The 20854-nt window shown below is 40.6% G+C and carries 21 protein-coding genes; 2 read left to right on the forward strand and 19 right to left on the reverse strand.

The window, feature by feature from the left end; all coding sequences use genetic code 11:
• Positions 1 to 4 precede the first annotated feature (4 nt).
• The 19 genes from EUBIFOR_RS07960 to EUBIFOR_RS08045 all read right to left on the reverse strand — a co-directional run bounded on the left by EUBIFOR_RS07960 (position 5) and on the right by EUBIFOR_RS08045 (position 17429).
• Entirely contained in the window at positions 5 to 1012 is a 1008-nt protein-coding gene (locus tag EUBIFOR_RS07960; RefSeq protein WP_003865502.1) for a C40 family peptidase, read from the reverse strand.
• A complete protein-coding gene (locus EUBIFOR_RS07965) occupies positions 1009 to 3216 on the reverse strand; it encodes a CD3337/EF1877 family mobilome membrane protein (RefSeq protein ID WP_003865503.1) in 2208 nt (735 codons plus the stop codon). The genes EUBIFOR_RS07960 and EUBIFOR_RS07965 overlap by 4 nt, the downstream gene beginning before the upstream one ends.
• Positions 3216 to 5666: a conjugal transfer ATPase TcpF gene (gene tcpF, locus EUBIFOR_RS07970; RefSeq protein ID WP_003865504.1), complete on the reverse strand. Its 2451-nt coding sequence runs from the start codon at positions 5664 to 5666 to the stop codon at positions 3216 to 3218. The genes EUBIFOR_RS07965 and tcpF overlap by 1 nt, the downstream gene beginning before the upstream one ends.
• Positions 5644 to 6042, reverse strand: a complete 399-nt coding sequence (locus EUBIFOR_RS07975; RefSeq protein ID WP_003865505.1) for a conjugal transfer protein — start codon at positions 6040 to 6042, stop codon at positions 5644 to 5646. Before EUBIFOR_RS07975 ends, tcpF begins: the two co-directional genes overlap by 23 nt.
• Positions 6043 to 6150: 108 nt before the next feature.
• Positions 6151 to 6654, reverse strand: a complete 504-nt coding sequence (locus EUBIFOR_RS07980) for an antirestriction protein ArdA (RefSeq protein WP_003865506.1) — start codon at positions 6652 to 6654, stop codon at positions 6151 to 6153.
• Positions 6655 to 6671: 17 nt separating this feature from the next.
• Complete coding sequence (locus EUBIFOR_RS07985) at positions 6672 to 7175, reverse strand: antirestriction protein ArdA (protein WP_003865507.1); 504 nt, start codon at positions 7173 to 7175, stop codon at positions 6672 to 6674.
• Complete coding sequence (locus EUBIFOR_RS12495) at positions 7094 to 7390, reverse strand: conjugal transfer protein (RefSeq protein WP_083783543.1); 297 nt, start codon at positions 7388 to 7390, stop codon at positions 7094 to 7096. Before EUBIFOR_RS12495 ends, EUBIFOR_RS07985 begins: the two co-directional genes overlap by 82 nt.
• A 93-nt stretch (positions 7391 to 7483) precedes the next feature.
• Complete coding sequence (locus EUBIFOR_RS07990; RefSeq protein WP_225305307.1) at positions 7484 to 7762, reverse strand: hypothetical protein; 279 nt, start codon at positions 7760 to 7762, stop codon at positions 7484 to 7486.
• Positions 7763 to 7841: 79 nt separating this feature from the next.
• A complete protein-coding gene (locus EUBIFOR_RS07995; protein ID WP_002323342.1) occupies positions 7842 to 8063 on the reverse strand; it encodes a hypothetical protein in 222 nt (73 codons plus the stop codon).
• Complete coding sequence (locus EUBIFOR_RS08000; protein WP_003865509.1) at positions 8064 to 8198, reverse strand: DUF3789 domain-containing protein; 135 nt, start codon at positions 8196 to 8198, stop codon at positions 8064 to 8066.
• 12 nt (positions 8199 to 8210) lie between these two features.
• The gene (gene mobT, locus EUBIFOR_RS08005; protein ID WP_003865510.1) at positions 8211 to 9407 is read right to left on the reverse strand and encodes a MobT family relaxase; all 1197 of its coding nucleotides are present in this window, start codon (positions 9405 to 9407) and stop codon (positions 8211 to 8213) included.
• A gap of 246 nt (positions 9408 to 9653) precedes the next feature.
• A complete protein-coding gene (locus EUBIFOR_RS08010; protein ID WP_003865511.1) occupies positions 9654 to 10058 on the reverse strand; it encodes a hypothetical protein in 405 nt (134 codons plus the stop codon).
• A gap of 10 nt (positions 10059 to 10068) precedes the next feature.
• Positions 10069 to 11448: an FtsK/SpoIIIE domain-containing protein gene (locus EUBIFOR_RS08015; RefSeq protein WP_003865512.1), complete on the reverse strand. Its 1380-nt coding sequence runs from the start codon at positions 11446 to 11448 to the stop codon at positions 10069 to 10071.
• 64 nt (positions 11449 to 11512) lie between these two features.
• Positions 11513 to 11836: a hypothetical protein gene (locus tag EUBIFOR_RS08020; protein WP_040466353.1), complete on the reverse strand. Its 324-nt coding sequence runs from the start codon at positions 11834 to 11836 to the stop codon at positions 11513 to 11515.
• Positions 11837 to 11912: 76 nt separating this feature from the next.
• Positions 11913 to 12281, reverse strand: a complete 369-nt coding sequence (locus EUBIFOR_RS08025) for a YdcP family protein (protein ID WP_003865514.1) — start codon at positions 12279 to 12281, stop codon at positions 11913 to 11915.
• A 15-nt stretch (positions 12282 to 12296) separates the two neighbouring features.
• Entirely contained in the window at positions 12297 to 12623 is a 327-nt protein-coding gene (locus EUBIFOR_RS08030) for a YdcP family protein (protein WP_003865515.1), read from the reverse strand.
• Between the two features lie 234 nt (positions 12624 to 12857).
• Positions 12858 to 15911, reverse strand: a complete 3054-nt coding sequence (locus tag EUBIFOR_RS08035) for an SrtB-anchored collagen-binding adhesin (protein ID WP_003865517.1) — start codon at positions 15909 to 15911, stop codon at positions 12858 to 12860.
• Between the two features lie 238 nt (positions 15912 to 16149).
• Positions 16150 to 16896: a PTS mannose/fructose/sorbose/N-acetylgalactosamine transporter subunit IIC gene (locus EUBIFOR_RS08040; protein WP_003865518.1), complete on the reverse strand. Its 747-nt coding sequence runs from the start codon at positions 16894 to 16896 to the stop codon at positions 16150 to 16152.
• Between the two features lie 50 nt (positions 16897 to 16946).
• Positions 16947 to 17429, reverse strand: coding sequence for a PTS sugar transporter subunit IIB (locus EUBIFOR_RS08045; protein WP_003865519.1), 483 nt, complete (start codon positions 17427 to 17429; stop codon positions 16947 to 16949).
• Positions 17430 to 17767: 338 nt separating this feature from the next.
• Between EUBIFOR_RS08045 and EUBIFOR_RS08050 the strand changes: the two genes are divergently transcribed.
• Positions 17768 to 18403: a beta/alpha barrel domain-containing protein gene (locus tag EUBIFOR_RS08050; RefSeq protein ID WP_003865521.1), complete on the forward strand. Its 636-nt coding sequence runs from the start codon at positions 17768 to 17770 to the stop codon at positions 18401 to 18403.
• Positions 18404 to 18647: 244 nt separating this feature from the next.
• Positions 18648 to 20519 (forward strand): ATP-dependent zinc metalloprotease FtsH, encoded by a 1872-nt coding sequence (gene ftsH / locus EUBIFOR_RS08055; RefSeq protein ID WP_040466354.1) that lies wholly within the window; start codon positions 18648 to 18650, stop codon positions 20517 to 20519.
• The last annotated feature ends 335 nt before the right edge of the window (positions 20520 to 20854 follow it).

Consider the following 20854-nt stretch of genomic DNA (forward strand, 5'->3'; position numbering starts at 1 on the left):
CTTTCTATTGTTTTACTCGTCCTGCACCGATTAAGTGCTGTTGCCAGTAACTACTACTTAGGTCTGCATATCCTATCGGGTCACCTGCATGGTACATCTGGTTATTTCCTACATAAATGCCGACGTGGGTTACATACGAACCAGCGTTATAGGTAGAATGGAAAAACACCAAGTCCCCAGCCTTTGCCTGCGAGAGTGGAAGATGTTGGGTTGCGTCATACTGGGCTTGTGCTGTTCTCGGTAAGGAGATACCAGCTTTTCCATAGCACCATTGCACAAGTCCGCTACAATCAAAGGAAGTGTTCGGGTTACTGCCACCATACACATACTTCCAGCCTTGATATTTCAACGCTTCATTCATAATCGCTTGTGCCGTCGCATTATCAAAGTGTGTCACGGTCAGATATTGATTGACTAATTCCACATAGAACATATTTCCATAGCCATACCGCCAACCCCCGTTCTTTGCAACAGCTATCGGGTTGGTGTAGGTTACTTTCTTTCCACCCGATTTTTCACGGGCAAAATTTTCCGCAAGGTTAAAGGTGTGCTTTTTTCCTTTTCCTACCACATATCCCACATAACCACCGCCATAGTTATAGGACTGTATCGCTACATTCAAATCGTCGATACCTTGATTTTTGCAGGAAGAAAGCAGGGACGCAAAATATTTACACCCCTGCTTGATTGAGCTTTCCGTATCTAAGGAATTAGGCGGTAGTCCCAGACTTTCCGAACTCTGCATAACATCTTCTGCCGTACCGCCACTTTCTACTTGAATGATAGCCAATAGCACATTGACATACTCGGAGATATCGTATTCTCTGGCGTATTTTTCCACCATAGGCTGATGTTTCAAGACTTCTGCGGATAAATTCATACCTGTAATGCCAGAAGAAAAATTGCTGTTCTCGTCGTCGCTGTCCGCACTAATCAACACACCAAAGAAAAGCACCAGAGAAAAGAGGATAGGAAACAGACTGCCGATAATAGCGATATGTTTCAGTTTCATTTTTTCTTCTGTCCTTTCTTCGTTACAAGGTTACGGGTTTTCTCTGTGGTCTGCTGGTTCTTCTGGACACTCTGGGTCTGCTGAACCTTTGTCCTGCGGTCTTTCATGTAATTCTGGCGTGTTTCCTGCGATACCACTTTTTCTACATTCTGCCTATGTACTGGCTGTGCAGACTGGGTCGCTTTCCTATCAGAAGCACCAGAAGATAACGGACGCTCTTTGATAACATTTGTCTTGACTGGCTCACTTGCTTTTGAAGTGGTCGCTGTGGCAGGGCGTTTGACTTCCTGCGTTTTTTCCGTACTCGGCTTTGGAATGGTTGAAGCTGTGGCTGGTCGCTCATGGGGACGGGTAGCTCCCGTTGTCGCTGATCCGTCAGCCTTTCGCTGTGCCTGCCTTGCTTCTTGTGCCTTTTGAAGTTCCATACGCTTATCAGCGATATTCTGTCTATGCTGTTCCCGTTTTTCCATACGTCCCGACTGTCTGGACTGCTGTTCCTGCACCATGCCACGCTTGAAGTCGGACACGCTGGACTTTGCCTTTTCCTTTGCGGAATACACCGCATAAGCGGTCTGGGTCGGCATATCTTTGAGATTTTCTTTCAACGCACCAGCCTTATCTTTGAGCTTGTTTTTCGTATCTAAGACAGCACCCACCTTTGAGCCTGCCTTACTTCCCATAGAAGTATTGTTACGCTTTGGCTGTGTGTTGGTACGGTTTCGCTTATTTTCTGTATTAGAAGATAAAAGAGAACCTGCGACAGACCCCGTTCCAGCTCCAACCATACTTCCATGACTAACAGCTCTAGCCATACGTCGTTCCATTCGTCTAGCCCTGTGTGCCATGAACAGATACGGTCTGCGGAAAATTCTTCGTCCCATGCTTTGACTGTCGCTGGCATTTAAAGAGAACATACTCATTAAATCGCCCAGCTTCATATAGATACCAGCGAAACATACTATCTGTAAGAACGCCACCATAAAGAACGGGTAGTCCGTGGAAATGTTATAAAACATACTGGAAATGCTGAACGCCACCGTTACAATGAGCGTTATTCCTGCCCGTGTCATTATGGTATTAAACACCCTCACGATTGCCTGCTTTGCCATGCTTTCATAACTCGGTATCATAGAGAGCAGGAAACTAATAGGCAAGAACATAGCGAAGATAATAAAAAGTATCTGGCTAAACAACATCATACCCGTAAGCAAGAATACAAATATTGTGATACCTAAGTTAAAGAACAAGAGAAAGAACACCATACCTAAACGGTTTACCACCTGCGGTATCGTCAGATTGTTGTTGTCGTTGTCCTCGATTTCTGTTTTCACGACTTTCTCTCTGGTCTTTCCGTCCTCGTCCTCTGGGCTTGCTGATACCAGAGCTTCTACACGGTCTGCCCCGATTTCTTCTGCGTTGCTGTTGCCAAATTGTAAAAGTAGCCACGGCTGTTCCACTTGAATAGAAAATAAGCTGTCCCGTATCAAGTCCACGCTGTCCTTGCCCTCGCTGTCAGAGTTGGGGAGCATGATTTTTGTTCCCAAATCAAGTGAAGCGGTACTAATATCTGATGAAAATTCATTTATCTTTTTGATGTAGTCGGGAGCGTAGGCAATAAACGAAGCGGACAGCACGAACACCACCACAAAGTTGATAACAGCGTGAAGTGCCTTGCTGGTTTCTCTTTTTATCAGTCCCGTATAGGCAACATAAAGTCCCACCACCAAGATAATGAGAAGCAGGAAACCAACATAGAAGCCAGAGCTGGAAAAACCGTTCTGTGTTACGCCTGCAAGGGTCTGTATGCTCTTTCCGATACTGTCTGCCACATCGTTGATGAAGTCCAGCTTATAGGCTTCCTGTACCACATACCCCGTAGCATTGCTTAAATATAAACTGATAGTCCAGACAAAGTTGGTAATACAGTAAAGCCCGTACTGTACCGATTTTCCAATACCGTCCAGCCAGTTCCACGGAAGCCACGACCAGCTATTATCCACATAAAAATCAAGCTGGTAGTTGGAAAGGGGATATTTTGAGTAAAGATTTTCTGCGTTTATGGTATCGTCCACAAGCCCCGTCGCATGAGCCACCGTCCCCAAAAGTGAAAACAGGATAAGGGAAAGTGCCACCACGAACAGAGCCATTTTGAGAAAGTGGAACATCTTCTTTTTTGTGAACGCACCTTTTATCCTTTCTTTCATCACTCCACCTCATTTCTCTGTACGGGTGGTCTGGTATCAAAGGCGTGTAGCAGTTCTTCAAAGACTGGGTGTATCTGCACCACACCGACACGCCCGTATAAGTCCTGCAATAAGCATTGTCCGTTCTCCAAATCACGCAAGCGTTTCTGGTTGTTCTCGTCGTCCTTGTCAATGCCGAAAAATTCTAAGGTCTGCTTTATCTCGTTGATGTCAGTAGAACGAAAGGCAAACTTCAAACCGATGTTGTTTTTCAGACTTTCCTTTGACACGTCCCCAGAAGATTGTGTAACGAAATAAACGCCTGCCTGCATAGCTCGTCCAGCACGAACCAGCTTGTTAGAGAGTGTTTCTCCTTGTGCCACATTTAAGAACGCCCACGCTTCGTCCAAATCGACAATCTTAAAAATGCTTCTGTCCGAATGGATAAAATCAAGGGCAAAGGTACTAATCACAATCAGCATAGACACCGACAATAATTCAATGGTCGTGTATTCCTCAAAGGCTGTGTCCTTATCTGGCAGTACAAGGTCTGCTACTTGAATGATGTTGAGCTGGTTATCCAGACTGATTGCATTTTCTACCGTCCCGTCTGAAAACAGCAGGTGTGCAAAATCATAGTCCGTGAAGCTGTCGATATGGTCTGCGATATTGCGTGAGATTGCGGTATCTTCCTTTCTCAATTCCTCAATAACGTGCAACAGCCCTCTATTTTCACTCTGGGTAACGGAGCGTACCGCCTTACGAAGTACGGGGAATTTTTCGCCGTCCCTAGAGGAAATACCCGTAAGGAATGTCAAAATGTCGATTGCCAGACTTTCAGCGTCTTTTACATTCTTCATAATCACAAACGGGTCAAGAAGTCCTGGATTTCCTTTATCGCTGGTTAAGTTTACGATATTGATTTCATGGGCTATCTCTGGGAGCGTTTCTTTCCAGTTGCCACGCTCTGATTTTGGGTCTAAGATAACCGCTTGTCCCCCAAAGAGAACCGAATAATACACAAGAAGATTATTGCAGAACGACTTCCCACCGCCAAGCGAACCGACAAAAGCAGACGCAAGGGCATTTGTAACTGTGCCTTTTACGCCCTGCGAAGCTAAAGACGGTTGCAGGTACACATTTCTTCCCGTATCAACGGAATAGCCCATATAGATACCCGTGTTTTCTCCTAACTGCTGTGTCGCACCGAAGCCCAGCCCAGCTAGAAAATCTGATTTTACATACTGCACATAATCATTGATATATCGCTTGCTGGCAGGAAGAAATTCAGAATGAAGCCCCAGCATATCCCCAACAGGACGCACCAGCTTGACATTGAGGTCGTCGTAAAAGTCCTTGACTTCATCACAACGGCGTTTCAGCTCGTCAAGATCGGGTGCAGACACCCGTATCACGTAGCTTAACTTATACATACTTTCTTTGCTCTGGTCTAAGTCTGTTTCCAGCTCGTCCACGCTGTCTAATGCGTCCACCACATTTGAGCTGGTTTCACTTCCTGCTTGATAAGCGTGATTGTCAAGGTCTTTCAATTCCTTTTTCTTATTGCGGACGGTTGTTAATGCTTTGCGGTTCTCCACGATTTCTACATTCATAGAAGTATCAACGGGGAATGTGAATTGCTGTTGCTGGAAATAGAAGATTTCAGACGACGGAAAATCAAGCTCGCCGACAATCGCATTGACGGTAAAATAGGACACATAGCTTTCCTTGTCCTCATGCTCCAAGCGTAAATACCGCTGGCTTTCTTCAATTACACACCTTGTCGGACGGATAAGGTCATAGTATTTTATCAGCGTTTCTTTTTTATAATTCTTCTTTGGTAGCTGGTACTCATAATCTTCATAGGCGATACCGTCCCTGCCGTAAAGATGTTCCATGAGATACCCAAAATCGTTGATTTCCAAGCGTCGCACCTTGAAACGCCTTGATATTTTGTTTTCTAACAGTTTTTCCATTTTCATGTAACGGTTGATTTCATCATTCGGCATGGAAACAAAGTCATTCATCAGCGTGTGGTTCACTTCATGGAGAAATTCCGTGAACGTCAGCCACGCCGATTTTTTGATGTTCTTCAGATTGAGTTGTTCTTCCGTAACCATGAGCTTAAAGCCAAGAAAAAAGCGGTAGTCCACTTGATTGTCCCCAATCATAGATACTAACGCTTCGGTCTGTTCGTCTATCTTCTGATAGGCAACTTCCTTTAATTTTCCCGTTACCAGTTTCTTTGACTGTTCCTGCTGACTTCGGATTGAGCTTTCTGTGGCAATCTGCAACGCATGAATTTTACCCTCACGGGACTGTGCGATAAGCTGTCGGAAACTGTCATGCACGATAAATTTCTGCTCTGCGGATAAGAAAGAATAGTTGTACGGTATCAGCTCATAGTAAGCGAACACCTCATTGTCCTTGTTCCAGACAAGGTTATTGTCAATATATTTTATCGGGAACATCGTTCACACTCCTTACTGCCGTGATTGTTTCATTCAAGGTCTGCTTATGCAGTTTTACGGCTTTTCCTGCATAAGTGATTTTAGGTCGCAGGGCATAGGTTATCTGTGATTTCAAAAAGCTGTACGGCTTCTTTCCGTCAAAAGTTTTCTGCGACATAAACCAAGTGAGAGCAACGGGAATACCAAAATATTTGAGAAATGCTCCCTCAATCATGGAAAGTGGGGGAATATCCCCAAACAGAATGATGATAAATTCTGTAATCACAAACCATGTAATCTGTGTAAAGGTAACGGGAAAGGGTAAGTTAAAGTCATTGATTGCATACAAGACTTTTTCTACGTTCCAGATACCCGTATAAGATTTAATCTTTTTCAAGTTCTTTCAGCTCCTTTCAAAATAGAAAAGGACAGCCATTTTCAGACTGTCCCTTAAAAGAGAAATACGCTGTCAGTAGCAACAATGCTTGTCGCTGATCTTCCAGCGTTAATATGGTATCTCGCACATACCTCGGCTTGTTTCAATGAAGCAACCGCCCATATCCAAATCTCGCCCGTAGGCTTCATAGTCAATGTAGTTCTGTAAGCTGGGTGGAATATCGCCAAGTGCCTGCAATTCGTCTATGTAGTAGTAGGCAACATCTGTCATGCTTTCACAGTCGGGATAATAATAAATATCGTCCTTATGTTCCACGACTTCTTCCAGCGTCCCGTAGTGGCTGATAAATTCGTCCAGACATTCTACGATATAGTCGGGAAGTTCCTCTATCATTTCATACATCTCATTGAGTTCTTCAATGGAAACATACTCGCCAATCGCAATAGGGAAGTTGTCGGTATCATGGATAGCGTATTCCTCATACTGTTCATTTAAGCCGATTTTTTCTTTTACATCTTCCTCATCAATGGGAAACGTGAACCAAGCCCCGACTAAATAGCCCTCATTGTATTTGCCGAGATTAGCAATGTAAACCGCCATATCATCAATCATAAGCACCACCTCATTTCTTACTCTGGCAGTTCAAAGATACCGTGTTCTGTTACTAAAAATTTCCCTTGTTCCTGCAAGTGAGAAGCGTAGGCTTCAAAATCGAAATAGTATTCTTGACAGTCCTCGGATAAATGTTTAAACGTCGGGTCATTCATCAGCTTTTGCCTTGCAACATCTATCATGCTTTTGCAGTCGGGATAAACCGTAATCACGTTTCTGCAAATATAAAGTGCTTCTAAATTCTCAAACACCGTAAGTAGTGATACATATTCTTCCTGCATATCACTTGAAAGCTGGCGGTACATAAAATCTAATTCGTTGAGCTGGTACACGCTGGTATGTTCGTGGACTTCATCAGCATAAGGCAACACCTTTTCGATAATACGGTAATCCCCACTTTCTGCACCGATACCTAACTTTTCTTCAAACTCGGCAACATCTATCGGCAGGTCAAACCAGTATGATATTGTTTCTTCGCCAGTTGTTCCTTTCGTTTCCACCAGCACCCTTGTTTCCTGCATTGTTCCTCACGTCCTTTCTGTTGTTTCATCACATCTTTTAAGGTCTGGTACGACATACCAAACACATATTTTGAAAAATCTTCTAACTGTCTTTCTTCATAGTCGGCAGGGTTCAGCCGTTTCATTTCCTGCCACACCTTACGCTTGTAAGAGGGCAGGTCGGAAATGTATTCACAGCTGACGTTTGCCTGCATATCCTTAAAAATATCGCTCATTTCATCACTCCAATCTGAAATTTTGGTAAGAAAAAAGCAGTCAATCCTAAGATTAACTGCTTTAAAAGTTATTAAACTGTATTGCATAGAAAATTATTTTTTTGACGTTCCCCAGTCAACCAGCATAAACAAAGCGATACCCATACCTGCAATCAAAAAGAAAATACTTATACTTTTCTTTTTTACTAATCCAACAATACCTATGATTATTAGAAGGATAGAAACTATTAACGACATATAGAAACAGAATTTCGCCCATTTTCCACCTTTATTACTAAAATATTCTTGTCTTTTGTCGCTAACTCTACATTCTAAGAAATATTCTACTAATCCACTACTTAAATATTTTACAATATCTTTAATAAGTTCCACAATATCACTTCCCATATAAAATTATAATATCTGCTATTTGTGGGGTATTATAGCACTTCTATGTATGCTTTACAACAATTTATGCACCGATAATCTTATTGAACAGCTCTAACAGTACATCTTTCACACCGCCAGCATTGAATACCAAGCCGACAGCAATCAAGGCAACTACCAAGAAGCCGATAAGTTTGGAAAACTCACGCTTGAAACCTAAGTAGATACCGATAACCACAATCGCCATAAGCACTAAGCTCTGTGCGTTTGATAAAAACCATTGATATAAATTTTGTCCGAAATTCATTTAATTGTCCTCGCTTTCTTCTAATTGTTTCATTTTATAGTCAGCTTCTTTGCCAACATTCAAAATACACATCAAGACTACGCCAATACCCATTCCCATAGATACCAGCAGGAAATCTTTCAATAATACCCACATTTTTCATCACTCCTAACTTTCTACTAAATCTTTTGCAGGGGTCGTCTGCTGTTTGATTATCATTTCATGCTTTTCTGTGAGCTTTGCCTGCTGTTCGATTGTATCCATGTAGTCTGTACCGTTTCCTTTATCAATCTTTTTCAGCATTTTCAAGGTCGGTGCTACCTGCCTTTGTACCCAACGCAATGTGCGGTCTAAGGTGTAAGGCTCTGGCTTTGTCGTCAGCTTCAAACTCTGTCTGTTATCGCCGATAAACCAAGCCCAGCGGTCATTGAGTTTCCAGTCATTTTTTCGCTTGTCTGGTTCTTCATCAACAAACCGCACATACTGATTGATAATAGAAAAGGCGGTCTGCTCTGCGTCATAATAGGTCAGCAAATCTCGTACTGCATAATAGGCACGTTCATTGCGAAGCCGTATCTCGAAACGGTTGATAATGTCGGCTTCTTCCAGAGGTGTCCCCAGCTTGACGTACTGCTCATAATCCTTTTCATAGATACAGAAATATACATCAGATTTCAGCGAACCAAGATAAAGGGTACGCCCCATATATTCTCTGTCGTCCTCTCTGTGCTTGATAAGCTCGCCCGACTGGTAGAACTTATAACTTCTGGACTTCCCGATATATTCCCGTTTCCTGCATTTTTCCGCAAGCTCTGGAATATCCAAAATGCCCGTATGGTCGTTGATAGCAAGGTCGATACGCTTCATCACGCCACCGTCTATGAGTGCGTCCATGAGGAAGTCATACCAGCTTCTTTGCTGTGCCAGCAGGTAACTTTCAAACTGTCGGCAACCCCGACCCTTTAACTCTAAAAGGACACCTTTTTCTTCGTCAGACGACGTATAGATAAAGATGTCCCCTAAAGAGTAATGCTCCGTATAACTGTAATGTCCGTAATCTTCATGGAGCATATAATTGATATTCAGTTTTAATATATCTTTGATGATGTGCTGTATATCCAGCGTGGAAAAACGAATTTTCACATAATCAAACAGCATGGTAAGCGGTGCTTCTGGATTGAACCTTGCCAGTTCCTCATGCAGAATATTAAGAAGTTCCTTTGACGGCTTCATTTTTCCGCTTTCTATCTTGTTGAGGTATTCTCTTGTAATGCCAGAAGCTAACGCCAACCTGCCTTGTGAGATACCGTAAGCAATCCGTTTCTCCCGTAATTCTTTTATCCATTGTTCTTCATTCAGAACCATACCCCCAATCTGTAACGTGTGAAGTTTTTTAAGGCGACTTCACAGCCGATTTTTGCTAGGAAACCATGTCAGAAGCCTTATGTTTCCTATGTTTTTTGTCTATTGTCTATTTGCAAACGTACCCCTCTGTTAGATACCGAGGGGTTTTACCTGCTGGCGTGGCTTACGCCACACCAGCAACGGCTAGTCCGTGCCGTCGCCTTTCGCTTCGCACGTCGCCGTCCCGTCCTGCCTTGTGTTATGAACCTACATAATAGTATTCATACCAAGATACAGCACGATACAGTCTATATCTTCATTCCTACATACTTCTAAGGCTTCGATATCAAGTTCAAATTCATGTTGTGTATGCTGAAACAAATTCTTATCCACCACAATAAAGTTATAGCAATAGGTACATTCCAAGAATGACATTTCTTCGTCCAGCGGAATGGAAAATAACAGCGGTAATTCCTGCTGTTTGTGTTCGACTTCTTCTAAAATTCTGCTCATTTTTTCATGGAAACGCTCAAAAGGATATTCGTCCCACTTTTCAAAATCACTGTTTGCCGTAAAGTCCAAATCAGCAAAAAATCTATCAATATTCAAGCAGATACCTTTAGTATTTTTTTCTGTTGTTTCATTCATTAGTTGCATTTGTAAATAACCCATAGTTATTCTTTCACTCCTTTTCTTGTTGTTCTGGCATGACTTGTCTTTCTTGTGCAAGCCTGCCGATTGTTTGTAAAAAATCATGTCCTTTCGGGACTAAAGGCGTGTAAAACTCACTGATAACGCTTATTCCCACATCACAATAGCCACGCCCCTTGATACGCTTCTGAAAAAACTGCTTTTTCACATCTGAACCGAACAGCATACCGTAACCTAATTCGCTGATACGCCCCAAGCCCACACGGAAATTGAAGTTATCTCTGATACCGTCTGAAAAATACTTTGCGTCTGGACGCTGGCAGGCGACGATAAGGAAATAACCTGCTTGTCGCCCTAACATAACGATTTTCTTTAACTGGCTAAGTAAGCTCACGCTTTCCTTTGTCCCCAGCATTTCAAAAAACGCCACATATTCATCAAAGATAAGAAAGCAGGGTGGCAGTCCCAGATAGGCATAGTTTTTGCCCGTCTTATAGTTCGGGTGTTGCTTCATTTCCTCGCTTCGCTGTACCATGCCCTCATAAAAGGCATTGACGCAATCTATCATTTCTTCTTTGGTATGATATACATTTCCCATAACTGTCCCTAAGTCTGCAAGGTCAGCGTTCTTCGGGTCTAAGATGTAAAGGACAGCGTCGGTATGCAGTAAGGCTTCAATGAGCGTCAGCAAAAAATAGGTTTTACCGCCACCCGTACCACCAGCAATCAGAGCGTGAGGGAGTGCGTCATATTCCCAGACAAGATTTTTCATCAGTCTAAGACAGCCGTTTTCTGCCCGTACTTCATCAATGGTAATGCGGTTCGCTATCATATCATAAAGCAGGGTATATTCGATATAGCCGTCATGCAGGGTCTTTTCGGTTAGCTCACAATACAAGCCACTTTCCAATTTATCCTCTAACCGTAAAAGCTGGTCTTGATATTTTCCCAGCGTGATTTCACAGCGGATATGAAGCAGTCCCTTTTCCATTTGATAATAAATCTTTGGAAACCAGACGATTTTTTCCCTTGATCTGCTTTGCAGGTCAGTAAAAAAACCGCTGTCTTGTATGGTATCTGCTTCATACCACTTATTTTCCAGTATCATTCGTGCCAGCTTTTGACGGTGCAGGAGCTTCTTGAAACTGTCGTAACAGAAGCGGTAATACAGAAAAGCGACCAATGCACAAACACCAGTCGCTATCAGTATAGTTATGAAGTTGTAAGGGGAAAGCGTCAAGCCGTTTTCTAACAAGCTGAAATGTTCCCAATCGGTACGCATGAACTGTTTGATATTGAGTAGCAAAAGAACCGCCACGAACACAAACAAAAGCGTCCCTATGGAAAAATGATAGACAAGGTGCTTGTCGCTGGCTCTGATACGGTGTCCTCTATTCCAAATCTTTTGCATAAATCAATCACTCCTTTCTGGGTACGAAAAAAGCAGTCAATCCTAAGACTAACTGCTTAAAATGTTATCTTTTTTCAATTATAGTGTCGTCTTTATCCTTTATAATCCAACAGTCTTTTGCATAATCAAATTGAATTTTATAAGGTTCATTATCTATGAAACAATTAAGCTCGGCATATATTATCTCATCTTCTATATACAGTTTAGGAATTTGTTTTTTTAAATTACTAAAAAATTCTTTAGAAGGTACATTATTTAATGTAGGGTAAACATTATTTGAAATAAACCCTTTCAATAATTTATGATTATCAAAACCGACTTCTATATTATGAGATTTATTAGTTTCCCATGTTTCTATCCAACTAATATTATTTTTTGAAATTTCCATGATATTCTCCCTTATTGAAATTATTTTATTTTGATTATACATCTGAAAATAAAGCTATACAAGGGTAAAAATCATATTACTTACTTCTTACTTGCCCTTGTGAAGTACCGGCTTGATTGCCTTTATTCTTCAACACAATATCCTCTGCCTTTACATACCAGTCCACATCTGCACCCGTATAAGTCTTTCTTGATACAGTATCGGCTACTGGATTGACAAGTTCCACGACTGCATTGTACGGAAATTCCCTTAACGGTACTTCTGGCGGTACAGACACGGGGATAATTCCACCATGCAGACTGCACTTCAAATCATAGATACGCTTTTTAAGCTGTGTACTCGGTGTCCCGTCCTCATTCTGCAAGAACACATCACGCACCGCTGTAAATTTTAATTCTCCAAATGTTTTCTCTTTGTCAATGACAAACCCGTTTGATAATCTCATAAATTCTTCACTCCTTTACTTTTCTTCAACTGCTACAATATCATCAGCAACTAATACATAATCGGTATGTCCCATATCCCCGATTGCGTAACCTCTGCCGTATAATTTCGGATTGACAAGTTTTACTTTCTGTTCATACTGGAACTTCTTTTCGCCAGCCTGCACGGGAATTTCTACCACAACATTTTCGCCTTTCTGTACGTCGGAATAAAGGTTATAGCTTCGTCTTGATAAGACCCTGCGGTTATTTTTATCTCTTTCAAAGACTGGCTCACTTTCGCCTGCAAATTCAAGAGTTCCAAAAGACTGTACCATATCTGGCACGACATATTTCATTTCCATATTGTTTTACCTCGTTTCTTTCTATTTTTGATAAATTGATTGTGATTTCTTATTCTGGCGGTTTGGGAAGTACCAGCAATCCCACAGATAGTAAAGGGTAAAATCAACGCTTACGCACCCTTGACTATCCGTGTTCTTGCAGGTTGTTGGCAGACAAGCCAGAATAAGCGGAAGTCTGCCGTTTGACAACTTCGGCGGAGAGCGTGATTTTTCTTTTCTCATACCGTTACCGCCTTATGATTTTTTCATTTTACGGCGTTTGTAGAAGAAGATACCTGCCAGTCCAGCACCAGAGGTCAAAAGAAGTGCAAGCAGTCCGTAAAGGTTTGTGTTATCGCCCGTTTTGGGACTGTCGCTCGGTCTGTTTGGCTTTTCTGGTGTCTGTGGTGTTTCGGGTTTCTCTGGTTTTTCTGGGGCTTCGGGTTTTTCCTTAAAGGTAATCGTCTGTCCCTTATCCTCAATGTCTTTATGCTCGGTAACTTTCTTCGGCTCGTCTGGATTGCTCAAGTCGTACAATTCTTCAAAAGTTACAAGCTGTTTTCCGTCAAGAGAAGTAGCGTCAAAGGTAAAGGAAACTTCCACTTTCATAGTTTCGCTGTCAGCAGTAAAGGTGTAATCACTTTCCACACGTTTTCCATTGATAAGAAGCTCTGCATTTTCTTCTTTCAACATCTCCCAGCCCACAAGTTTGTACTGTGTACCGACTTCTAAGCCCTCTAAGGTTACGGTATCAATGATTGTTACCTCTTTTCCAGCTTCAATCTCTTTGTTGCCGTCCTTATCGGTAGCAGTTGTATGAATTTTGATGATACGTTCTGTGATAAGTACCGTCTGCCCGTCGTTCTCAATGTCTTTATGTTCCGCAACTTTTACGGGTTCGTCTGGATTGCTTAAATCATACAATTCTTCAAAGGTAACAAGGTTCTTGCCACCTAAAGCAGACGCATTGAATGTATAGGAAATTTCCACTTTCATTTCTTCATCATCAGCGACAAAGGTATAATCGTTTTCTACACGTTTCCCGTCAATGATAAGCTCGGCGTTTTCTTCCTTTAACATCTGCCAGCCTTTCAACTGATACTTTATGCCTTTTGTAAGTCCGTCCAATTTTACAGTATCAATAATCGTAATCTCTTTTCCTGCAAGGATAGTCTTTTCGCCGTCTTTGCCGGTTGCTGGGGTATGGATAGAGATTTCTTTTTCGTATTCATCAGTCAGCGTTCCTAAATCAATCACAAGGTTATTTCTTGATACCACGATTTCAAAAGGTGGGATAAGTTCAAAGCCTTTGTTACTATCAGAGCGTAATTCTTCAATGATATAGGTATCGTAAGGTAACGCACCCTTGCTGTCGTCTGGTTCAGAAGTTCCAAACCACACACCGTCCTCGCTGGTCTTTCCTGCGTTTGTATTGTGCTTATGTGAAGCCCATTCAGCAGAAGTGGAGAATTGCCCGTTATCATCAGTTACCACAACATGATTTTCGCCCGTCGTCTTGCTTGTGATCCTAAAGGGAACATCAGCAAGACGCTTGTGTGTGCCTGCACCGATTTTTACACCCTCAATATCTCCACGCTTAATCTGATTATAGATAGAATGGGCTTCGTCGGTTAAGTCCACGATTTTTCCATTTTCTGTGATTGTAAAATCAATCGGTTTTGCACCGTCAGTTAAGTAACCGTCGGGAGCTTCACTTTCAACGATACGGAATTTTCCATAAGGTAAAAGGTCAGAAGAAGTAGAAGCGACACCCTCAATATCGGTACGAATTGTCTTTACCACTTCATTTTTCTTGTATAGCTTACCCTCAACCAAAACAGAATTATCATTTAAGGAAATGATGTCAAAGGCAGTATCTTTCAAAGTGGCACTTCCTTGTGGTTTTGTATCGCCCGTTTCTAAATCTCGTTTCTGAATTTTCACACCGCCACGGATAACTTTGTCTGATACGGAAAACTGGTTACTTCCAGATAATACGGCAAGGTCGCCGTCCTCGGTAATCTGTGTTACATATAAGCCCTTAATCTGTTCAGACTTATCGCCAGCCTGCATATATGCACCGTCTAACAAGTAGCCGTTTGGAGCTTTTGTTTCCTCAACAGTTAGCGTTCCAAGTGGAAGAACCGCCTTACCGTCCTGCATATAGAAGCTGTCGCCAGATACCTTGTATGCGTCCGCTAATTTTGTGATGTAGTGGGTTGTCCCGTCGCTGTCTGTTTCAGCGATTGTCTTTGTAACCCATGTACGAGTAGCTTCGGCAGGGAGATTGTCTTTGTTGTAGAAGCCTGCATAATACTTCCATGTAAATTCCGCACCTGCTAAAGAAGCGTTCCCTTGCGGATTGTCTTTCTGTGTTTCCATATCAATCTTGAAAAGTTCAATCAAAGTGTCTGTTACTTTTGGCGTATCTGATACTTTCAATGTCGCTGTTTCGCCAGCTTTGATTGTTAATGGATAGACTGTTTTATCCACTTTATATCCTGCTGGTGCGGATAATTCCTTGATATAAACTGTGCCAGCCTTTACCTCTACAATATCTGTATTTCCGTTTTCATCAGTCGTAAGGGTGGCAAGCTGTTTTGTGCAGTCCTTATCAGAAAAGACACCGTATGTTGCACCAGCGATTGAGTAAATTTCGTTACCGTCTGTAATGCTGGTATTACTGGAAGTCTTTTGAAGTTTCGCATTTCCAACATTCAGTTTCGCCCAGAATTGTCCCAATTCCTGCCCCTCGCCAGAGTAGATATAACCGCCACATTCATAGCGTCCCTTATTTTCTTTGATAAAGGCTCTTGCACCAGAGAAAACTTCGTCCTGCGTTGCCTTTGGAATTTCATCATAAGAAGCTCGCACGTTGTCGCATTGCCAGCCTAGATGTACGCTCAATCTCTGCCAGACAACAAGCTGTCTTAAAAGGTAGGCATGATTGTTGCTTATTCCGCTGTGGCTGTCTGTGTACTGTTTCACATATTCGATAGATAAGGCAACGTCGCTTATCTGGTCGGCACTCATACGGGTGCTTGCGTCAGCTCTGGTCTTGTAGCCGTTCCTAAAATCTGTGTTAATGTCGATACAGTAAGCGTCCTCGCCCTCAACGGTCAAATGTCCCTCGTTAAAAGTAGAACCAATCGAACCGTCATTCATTACTTTTTCAACGATACCGACACGCTCTTTTGACTCCGTCCAGTATTGCTTGCTTTCTGCATGAACGGGTGTCGTCGGTAAAGCAGTAACGATAGTTGCAAGAGCTAAGAAGCCCGTACACAATCGTTTCCATGTCTTTTTCATAGTTTAATGCTCCTTTCATTTTGGGTATAAAAATAGACGCTCATTTCTGAACGTCTAGCCTTAAAATTCATTAGAACTATGCAGGATAGTTCATTTTATCTTCAATTTTCTGTATTTTTGTTTTTGTGCAATCGTAGCTAGAAAAAGCCTGTCCTACTAAAAATAGCGTGTTTTCAAGGTTTTTTAGCCTTGTTATCTTTATGAGGTCGCACCCTCAGCTACCATATTTTCTGCCATGTTAAGCCGCCTCCTCTTCATCAGTTTGTTTGAATAGTGATACGATTAATGCTAAACATAAAGCAAGTACTGCTCCAGTTAACATTGAGAATCCTAATATTGAATATAGGAAGAATCCTAATACGAAGAATGGTAAGTATTTTTGTTTACCCATAACAACTAGTGTTAATGCAAAACCTAATGCTGGTAACATATTACCTGCGTTATTTAATCCATTCATCAACCATGTTGGAACCACATTGATAAATGCTTGTACAACACTAGCTCCAAATAATGTTGCGATGAATACTGGAGTGAAATATAGAACACCATTTGTTAACCATGGTAATAAGAATGAGAATACGTTTAATTTGTCATATTCACCTTCTTCAACAAATTTGTCGGCTTTTGCATTATAGAAAGCATTGATTGTACGACGAACGTTGTTGATCAAAACACCTAATACTCCAAATGGAACAGCTAATGCAACAGCTGCTGCTGGATCTAAGTTTGTAGCGATTGCAGCTGGGATTGCAATACATGAAGCCAAACCTTGATCACTTGGGATATTTCCTCCGGCTTCAATACCACCCATATACATCAACTGAATTGTTGCACCATACATTAAACCTTTCGCAACGTCTCCATAAACTAAACCAATAATTACACCAAGAACAACTGGCTTACGGAATGCGAATGATAGGAAGTAACAAGCACGTCCCATAGAAAGCCAATAAATAAGACCAACTAATATTGCTTTGATTAACATAATTTTTCTCCTCTCTCTTTATTATTTTAATTAAAATTATGCACTAATTATTATAACTTTGCTACTGCTTTTTGTAATGTTTCAGATGGATAATCAGGTGTTGTTTGGAAATAAATTTCAATTCCTTGTTTTTCCAATCCTAACAATGTATCAGCATCAGCACGATCCAATGTGATTGCATTATTTACGGCTTTTCTACCAGGGCCACCACCAAGTCCTCCAATTTGAACTTTATCAAGTTTCAATCCTGCTTCAACAGCCTTATTTAATTGGTTAACACCTTTGAATAAAACCATCACTCTTTTCTTGTCAAAATCTCCAGCTTCTTGTTTCTTTACTGCTGTTACATCATCGACAATTGTGATTTTTACTCCTTTTGGTGCAGCCATTTTAAATACTTCCTGCATGAATAAATCTTTCGCTAATTCATTGTCAATTGTTACGATTTCATTGATCTGGCATTGAGTCAACCATCTTGTGATTACCTGCCCATGAATCAATCTAAAATCTACTCTAGTTAATTCGATACTCATTTGTATGTCCTCCTCTTTACACTCACAATTCTAATGCAATCGCTTACATTTGAATATGTTCGTTCGAACCAAAACGTACATCCTTTTTTTGTTTGTTTGACCAAACATATATAACCTTAAAAAATTTAACAGCACTTATATATATAGAACGCATGTACATGTACCATATATAGGCTTTATTTAAAGTATTTTTAAAACTTTGTTCATTGAACAAAATATTTCATCTATTTGGTCAATCGCACATAAAACAACACATTATTTGGTCAACTGACACATTGTTGTTGTATGCGCTTTCGCATACAATGAAGATGTAATTAAAGAGAGCGAGGTTATTTCAAATGAAAATGAGAAAAATGAATACCACAAAAAAAATGGTTGAATCTGGAGCGTTGGCAATTGTTCGTGCAGATGTTGAGCGTGCATGTGAAATTGCAGATGGATTGATCAAAGGTGGTGTTCCAGTAATGGAAATGAGCTACACATTTAACACTGCTGGTGACGTCATTAAAGCGTTAAAAGAAAAATATGGTGAAGCTTTAACTGTTGGTGCAGGTACTGTTTTAGATTCTGAAACAGCTCGTCATGCTATTTTGAATGGTGCTGAATTTATTATTGCACCTAATTACGATGAAGGTGTCGCAAAAATGTGCAATCGTTACCAAATTCCTTATGCACCTGGATGTACATCATTAACAGAAGCTGTTAACGGCTTAACTGCTGGTGCAGCATTTATTAAAGCATTCCCTATTTCAGACTTCTATGGTCCAAAATTAGTAAAAGTATTTAAAACACCTATTCCTGATATGCCTATCTTAGCTAGTGGTGGTATCAATTTAGACAACCTATCTCAATGGTTAGAAAATGGCGTAGATGTTTGTGGTTTTGGTGGACTATTGACTAAAGGAACATCTGAAGAAATTGCAGCAAACGCTAGTAAAATCCATGAAATCATTACAAATTTTAGAAACAAATAATATAAACATAATATATAACGATTGATTCTATCTCCATACCTTCCAAACATTATAATCAATCGTAAAAAAATGACATAATGTCACAATAGCAACATTTATCTATATCTCTCCTACACTCACATATATTGGCATGTATGTGAGTTTTTTCTTTTAAATTATGTGGAATTATGGAACATGTAGCACTCTGCTTGCGAAAGTGCTAATAAGGTGTATAATGTAATCAATTTCTTAAGGAGGAACACTCATGAACAAACAAAAGAAGCCTTTATACAGATATTACACAATTATATTGATTGTTATTATGGCTTTAAACTTTATCGTATTCCCTATGTTTCAACAATCTAAACTTGAAACAACCAATTACTCAGATTTTTTAAATAAAATTGAAGAAAAGAAGATTGATACCGTTCAAATTGAAGATCACAATATTTATTACACTTTAAAGAAAGACTCAACAGACAAGACTTATAAAACAGGTGTTATGAATGATTCAGATTTAGTCAATCGTTTAGATAAATCCGGAGCTAAATTTGGACAAGTCTATCAAGAACAAATGAACCCAATTCTATCGAGTCTAATTTCCTTTTTCTTACCATTAATCATTTTCTGGGCATTTGGATCATGGATGTTTAAGCGTATGCAAAAGAAAATGGGCGGAGATGATCAAATGTCATTTTCACAAGGCTCTGGTTTTGGTCTAGGCAATCTAGGAAAGAGCAATGCCAAAGTCTATGTTGGTGAACAAACTGGAAAAACATTCAATGATGTTGCTGGACAAGAAGAAGCGAAGGAAAACCTACAAGAAATTGTAGACTTTTTAAACAATCCAGCTAAATATAAAGAGATTGGTGCCAAAATGCCAAAAGGAGCCTTATTAGTAGGTCCTCCTGGAACTGGTAAAACACTACTTGCCAAAGCTGTAGCTGGTGAGGCTGGCGTTCCATTCTTCTCGATTTCAGGTAGTGAATTTGTTGAAATGTTTGTCGGTAGAGGAGCTGCCAAAGTACGTGACCTATTCAAACAAGCTCGTGAAAAAGCTCCATGTATTGTATTTATTGATGAAATTGATACCATTGGTAAAAAACGTGATGGTGCAGGCATGAATGGTAATGATGAGCGTGAACAAACATTAAACCAATTGCTTGCTGAAATGGATGGATTTGATGGTTCCAAAGGTGTTGTATTGCTTGCTGCCACAAACCGTCCTGACTCATTAGACCCTGCTTTAACTCGTCCTGGTCGATTTGACAGAAGAATTCCGGTTGAACTTCCTGATCTTGCCGGTCGTGAAGCCATTCTTAAATTACATGCCAAAGACATCAAATGCTCAAACAACATTGACTTTAACGTAATCGCAAGAGCCAGTGCAGGAGCTAGTGGTGCCGAACTTGCAAACATCATTAATGAAGGGGCTTTATTAGCGGTTCGTGACCATCGTAAATCCGTAGTTCAAAAAGACTTAGAAGAAGCCATTGAAATCGTTATTGCCGGTGAACAAAAGAAGGGTGCAGTGATTTCAAATCGAGAACGAATGATTGTTTCTTATCATGAAATTGGACATGCACTAGTGGCTGCTAAATGTAAAAACACGGCTCCCGTTCATAAAATCACAATTATTCCTCGTACAAAAGGGGCTTTGGGATACACTATGCAAGTAGAAGAGAACGAACAAAACCTATTATCAAAAGAAGAAGCTTTCCAGAAAATTATGGTGTATACAGGTGGTCGTTGTGCTGAAGAGTTGATTTTCAACTCCATCACAAGTGGAGCGAGCAACGATATTGAACAAGCCACTAAACTTGCCAGAGCCATGATTACACGATTAGGAATGTCGGATGAATTTGGTATGACAGCTTTAGAAACAGTAAACAACCAATATTTGGGTGGCGATACATCTTTAGCTTGTTCAAATGAAACAGCGACTAAGATTGATGAGGCAACCATCGCATTAATTAAAAAAGCGCATGATGAGGCTTATCAAATTCTAGAAGACAACAAGATGAAACTACATGAACTTGCCAAATTCTTATATGAAAGAGAAACAATTACGGGTGAAGAATTTATGTATATCTTAAATAAGCCGGCTGAAATCCCAGCACAAACAAATAAAGATTAAGATGTGTGTAATGCACATCTTTTTTTAAATATAATCTATTGCGAGTTTTAATATTACTTTATACTAGGAGGATCTATGGAAATTCAAATAAATCTATATTTACAAAAATTGATTGCTTGTCAACATGACGGATAAATCAAAGTCATCACAGGTCTGAGAAGATGCGGAAAATCGTTTCTACTTTTCCATCTTTTTAAAAATTATCTATTAGAAAACGGCATTGCTGACTACTCCTCACCGCAAGCAGTGAGGGTTCTGAACTGACAACATTTTGCAGCAATCGTACATTATTTTCAAACTTTGGATTCCTGTCTTTCTGTTGGAGCAGTGAACTT

This window comes from Holdemanella biformis DSM 3989 (assembly GCF_000156655.1).
Taxonomy (GTDB): Bacteria; Bacillota_I; Bacilli_A; order Erysipelotrichales; family Erysipelotrichaceae; genus Holdemanella; species Holdemanella biformis.

Excerpts from the sequence above, each read along its gene's own strand:
- EUBIFOR_RS08040 (WP_003865518.1), bottom strand. The coding sequence starts at position 16,896 with ATGTTAATCAAAGCAATATTAGTTGGTCTTATTTATTGGCTTTCTATG.
- EUBIFOR_RS08025 (WP_003865514.1), bottom strand. The coding sequence starts at position 12,281 with ATGAGATTATCAAACGGGTTTGTCATTGACAAAGAGAAAACATTTGGA.
- EUBIFOR_RS07995 (WP_002323342.1), bottom strand. The coding sequence starts at position 8,063 with ATGAATTTCGGACAAAATTTATATCAATGGTTTTTATCAAACGCACAG.
- EUBIFOR_RS08045 (WP_003865519.1), bottom strand. The coding sequence starts at position 17,429 with ATGAGTATCGAATTAACTAGAGTAGATTTTAGATTGATTCATGGGCAG.
- EUBIFOR_RS07980 (WP_003865506.1), bottom strand. The coding sequence starts at position 6,654 with ATGATTGATGATATGGCGGTTTACATTGCTAATCTCGGCAAATACAAT.
- EUBIFOR_RS08010 (WP_003865511.1), bottom strand. The coding sequence starts at position 10,058 with ATGGGTTATTTACAAATGCAACTAATGAATGAAACAACAGAAAAAAAT.
- EUBIFOR_RS08015 (WP_003865512.1), bottom strand. The coding sequence starts at position 11,448 with ATGCAAAAGATTTGGAATAGAGGACACCGTATCAGAGCCAGCGACAAG.
- EUBIFOR_RS08050 (WP_003865521.1), top strand. The coding sequence starts at position 17,768 with ATGAAAATGAGAAAAATGAATACCACAAAAAAAATGGTTGAATCTGGA.
- EUBIFOR_RS07985 (WP_003865507.1), bottom strand. The coding sequence starts at position 7,175 with ATGCAGGAAACAAGGGTGCTGGTGGAAACGAAAGGAACAACTGGCGAA.
- ftsH (WP_040466354.1), top strand. The coding sequence starts at position 18,648 with ATGAACAAACAAAAGAAGCCTTTATACAGATATTACACAATTATATTG.
- tcpF (WP_003865504.1), bottom strand. The coding sequence starts at position 5,666 with ATGTTCCCGATAAAATATATTGACAATAACCTTGTCTGGAACAAGGAC.
- EUBIFOR_RS08000 (WP_003865509.1), bottom strand. The coding sequence starts at position 8,198 with ATGTGGGTATTATTGAAAGATTTCCTGCTGGTATCTATGGGAATGGGT.
- EUBIFOR_RS07965 (WP_003865503.1), bottom strand. The coding sequence starts at position 3,216 with ATGAAAGAAAGGATAAAAGGTGCGTTCACAAAAAAGAAGATGTTCCAC.
- EUBIFOR_RS08030 (WP_003865515.1), bottom strand. The coding sequence starts at position 12,623 with ATGGAAATGAAATATGTCGTGCCAGATATGGTACAGTCTTTTGGAACT.
- mobT (WP_003865510.1), bottom strand. The coding sequence starts at position 9,407 with ATGGTTCTGAATGAAGAACAATGGATAAAAGAATTACGGGAGAAACGG.
- EUBIFOR_RS08020 (WP_040466353.1), bottom strand. The coding sequence starts at position 11,836 with ATGGAAATTTCAAAAAATAATATTAGTTGGATAGAAACATGGGAAACT.
- EUBIFOR_RS12495 (WP_083783543.1), bottom strand. The coding sequence starts at position 7,390 with ATGAGCGATATTTTTAAGGATATGCAGGCAAACGTCAGCTGTGAATAC.
- EUBIFOR_RS07960 (WP_003865502.1), bottom strand. The coding sequence starts at position 1,012 with ATGAAACTGAAACATATCGCTATTATCGGCAGTCTGTTTCCTATCCTC.
- EUBIFOR_RS08035 (WP_003865517.1), bottom strand. The coding sequence starts at position 15,911 with ATGAAAAAGACATGGAAACGATTGTGTACGGGCTTCTTAGCTCTTGCA.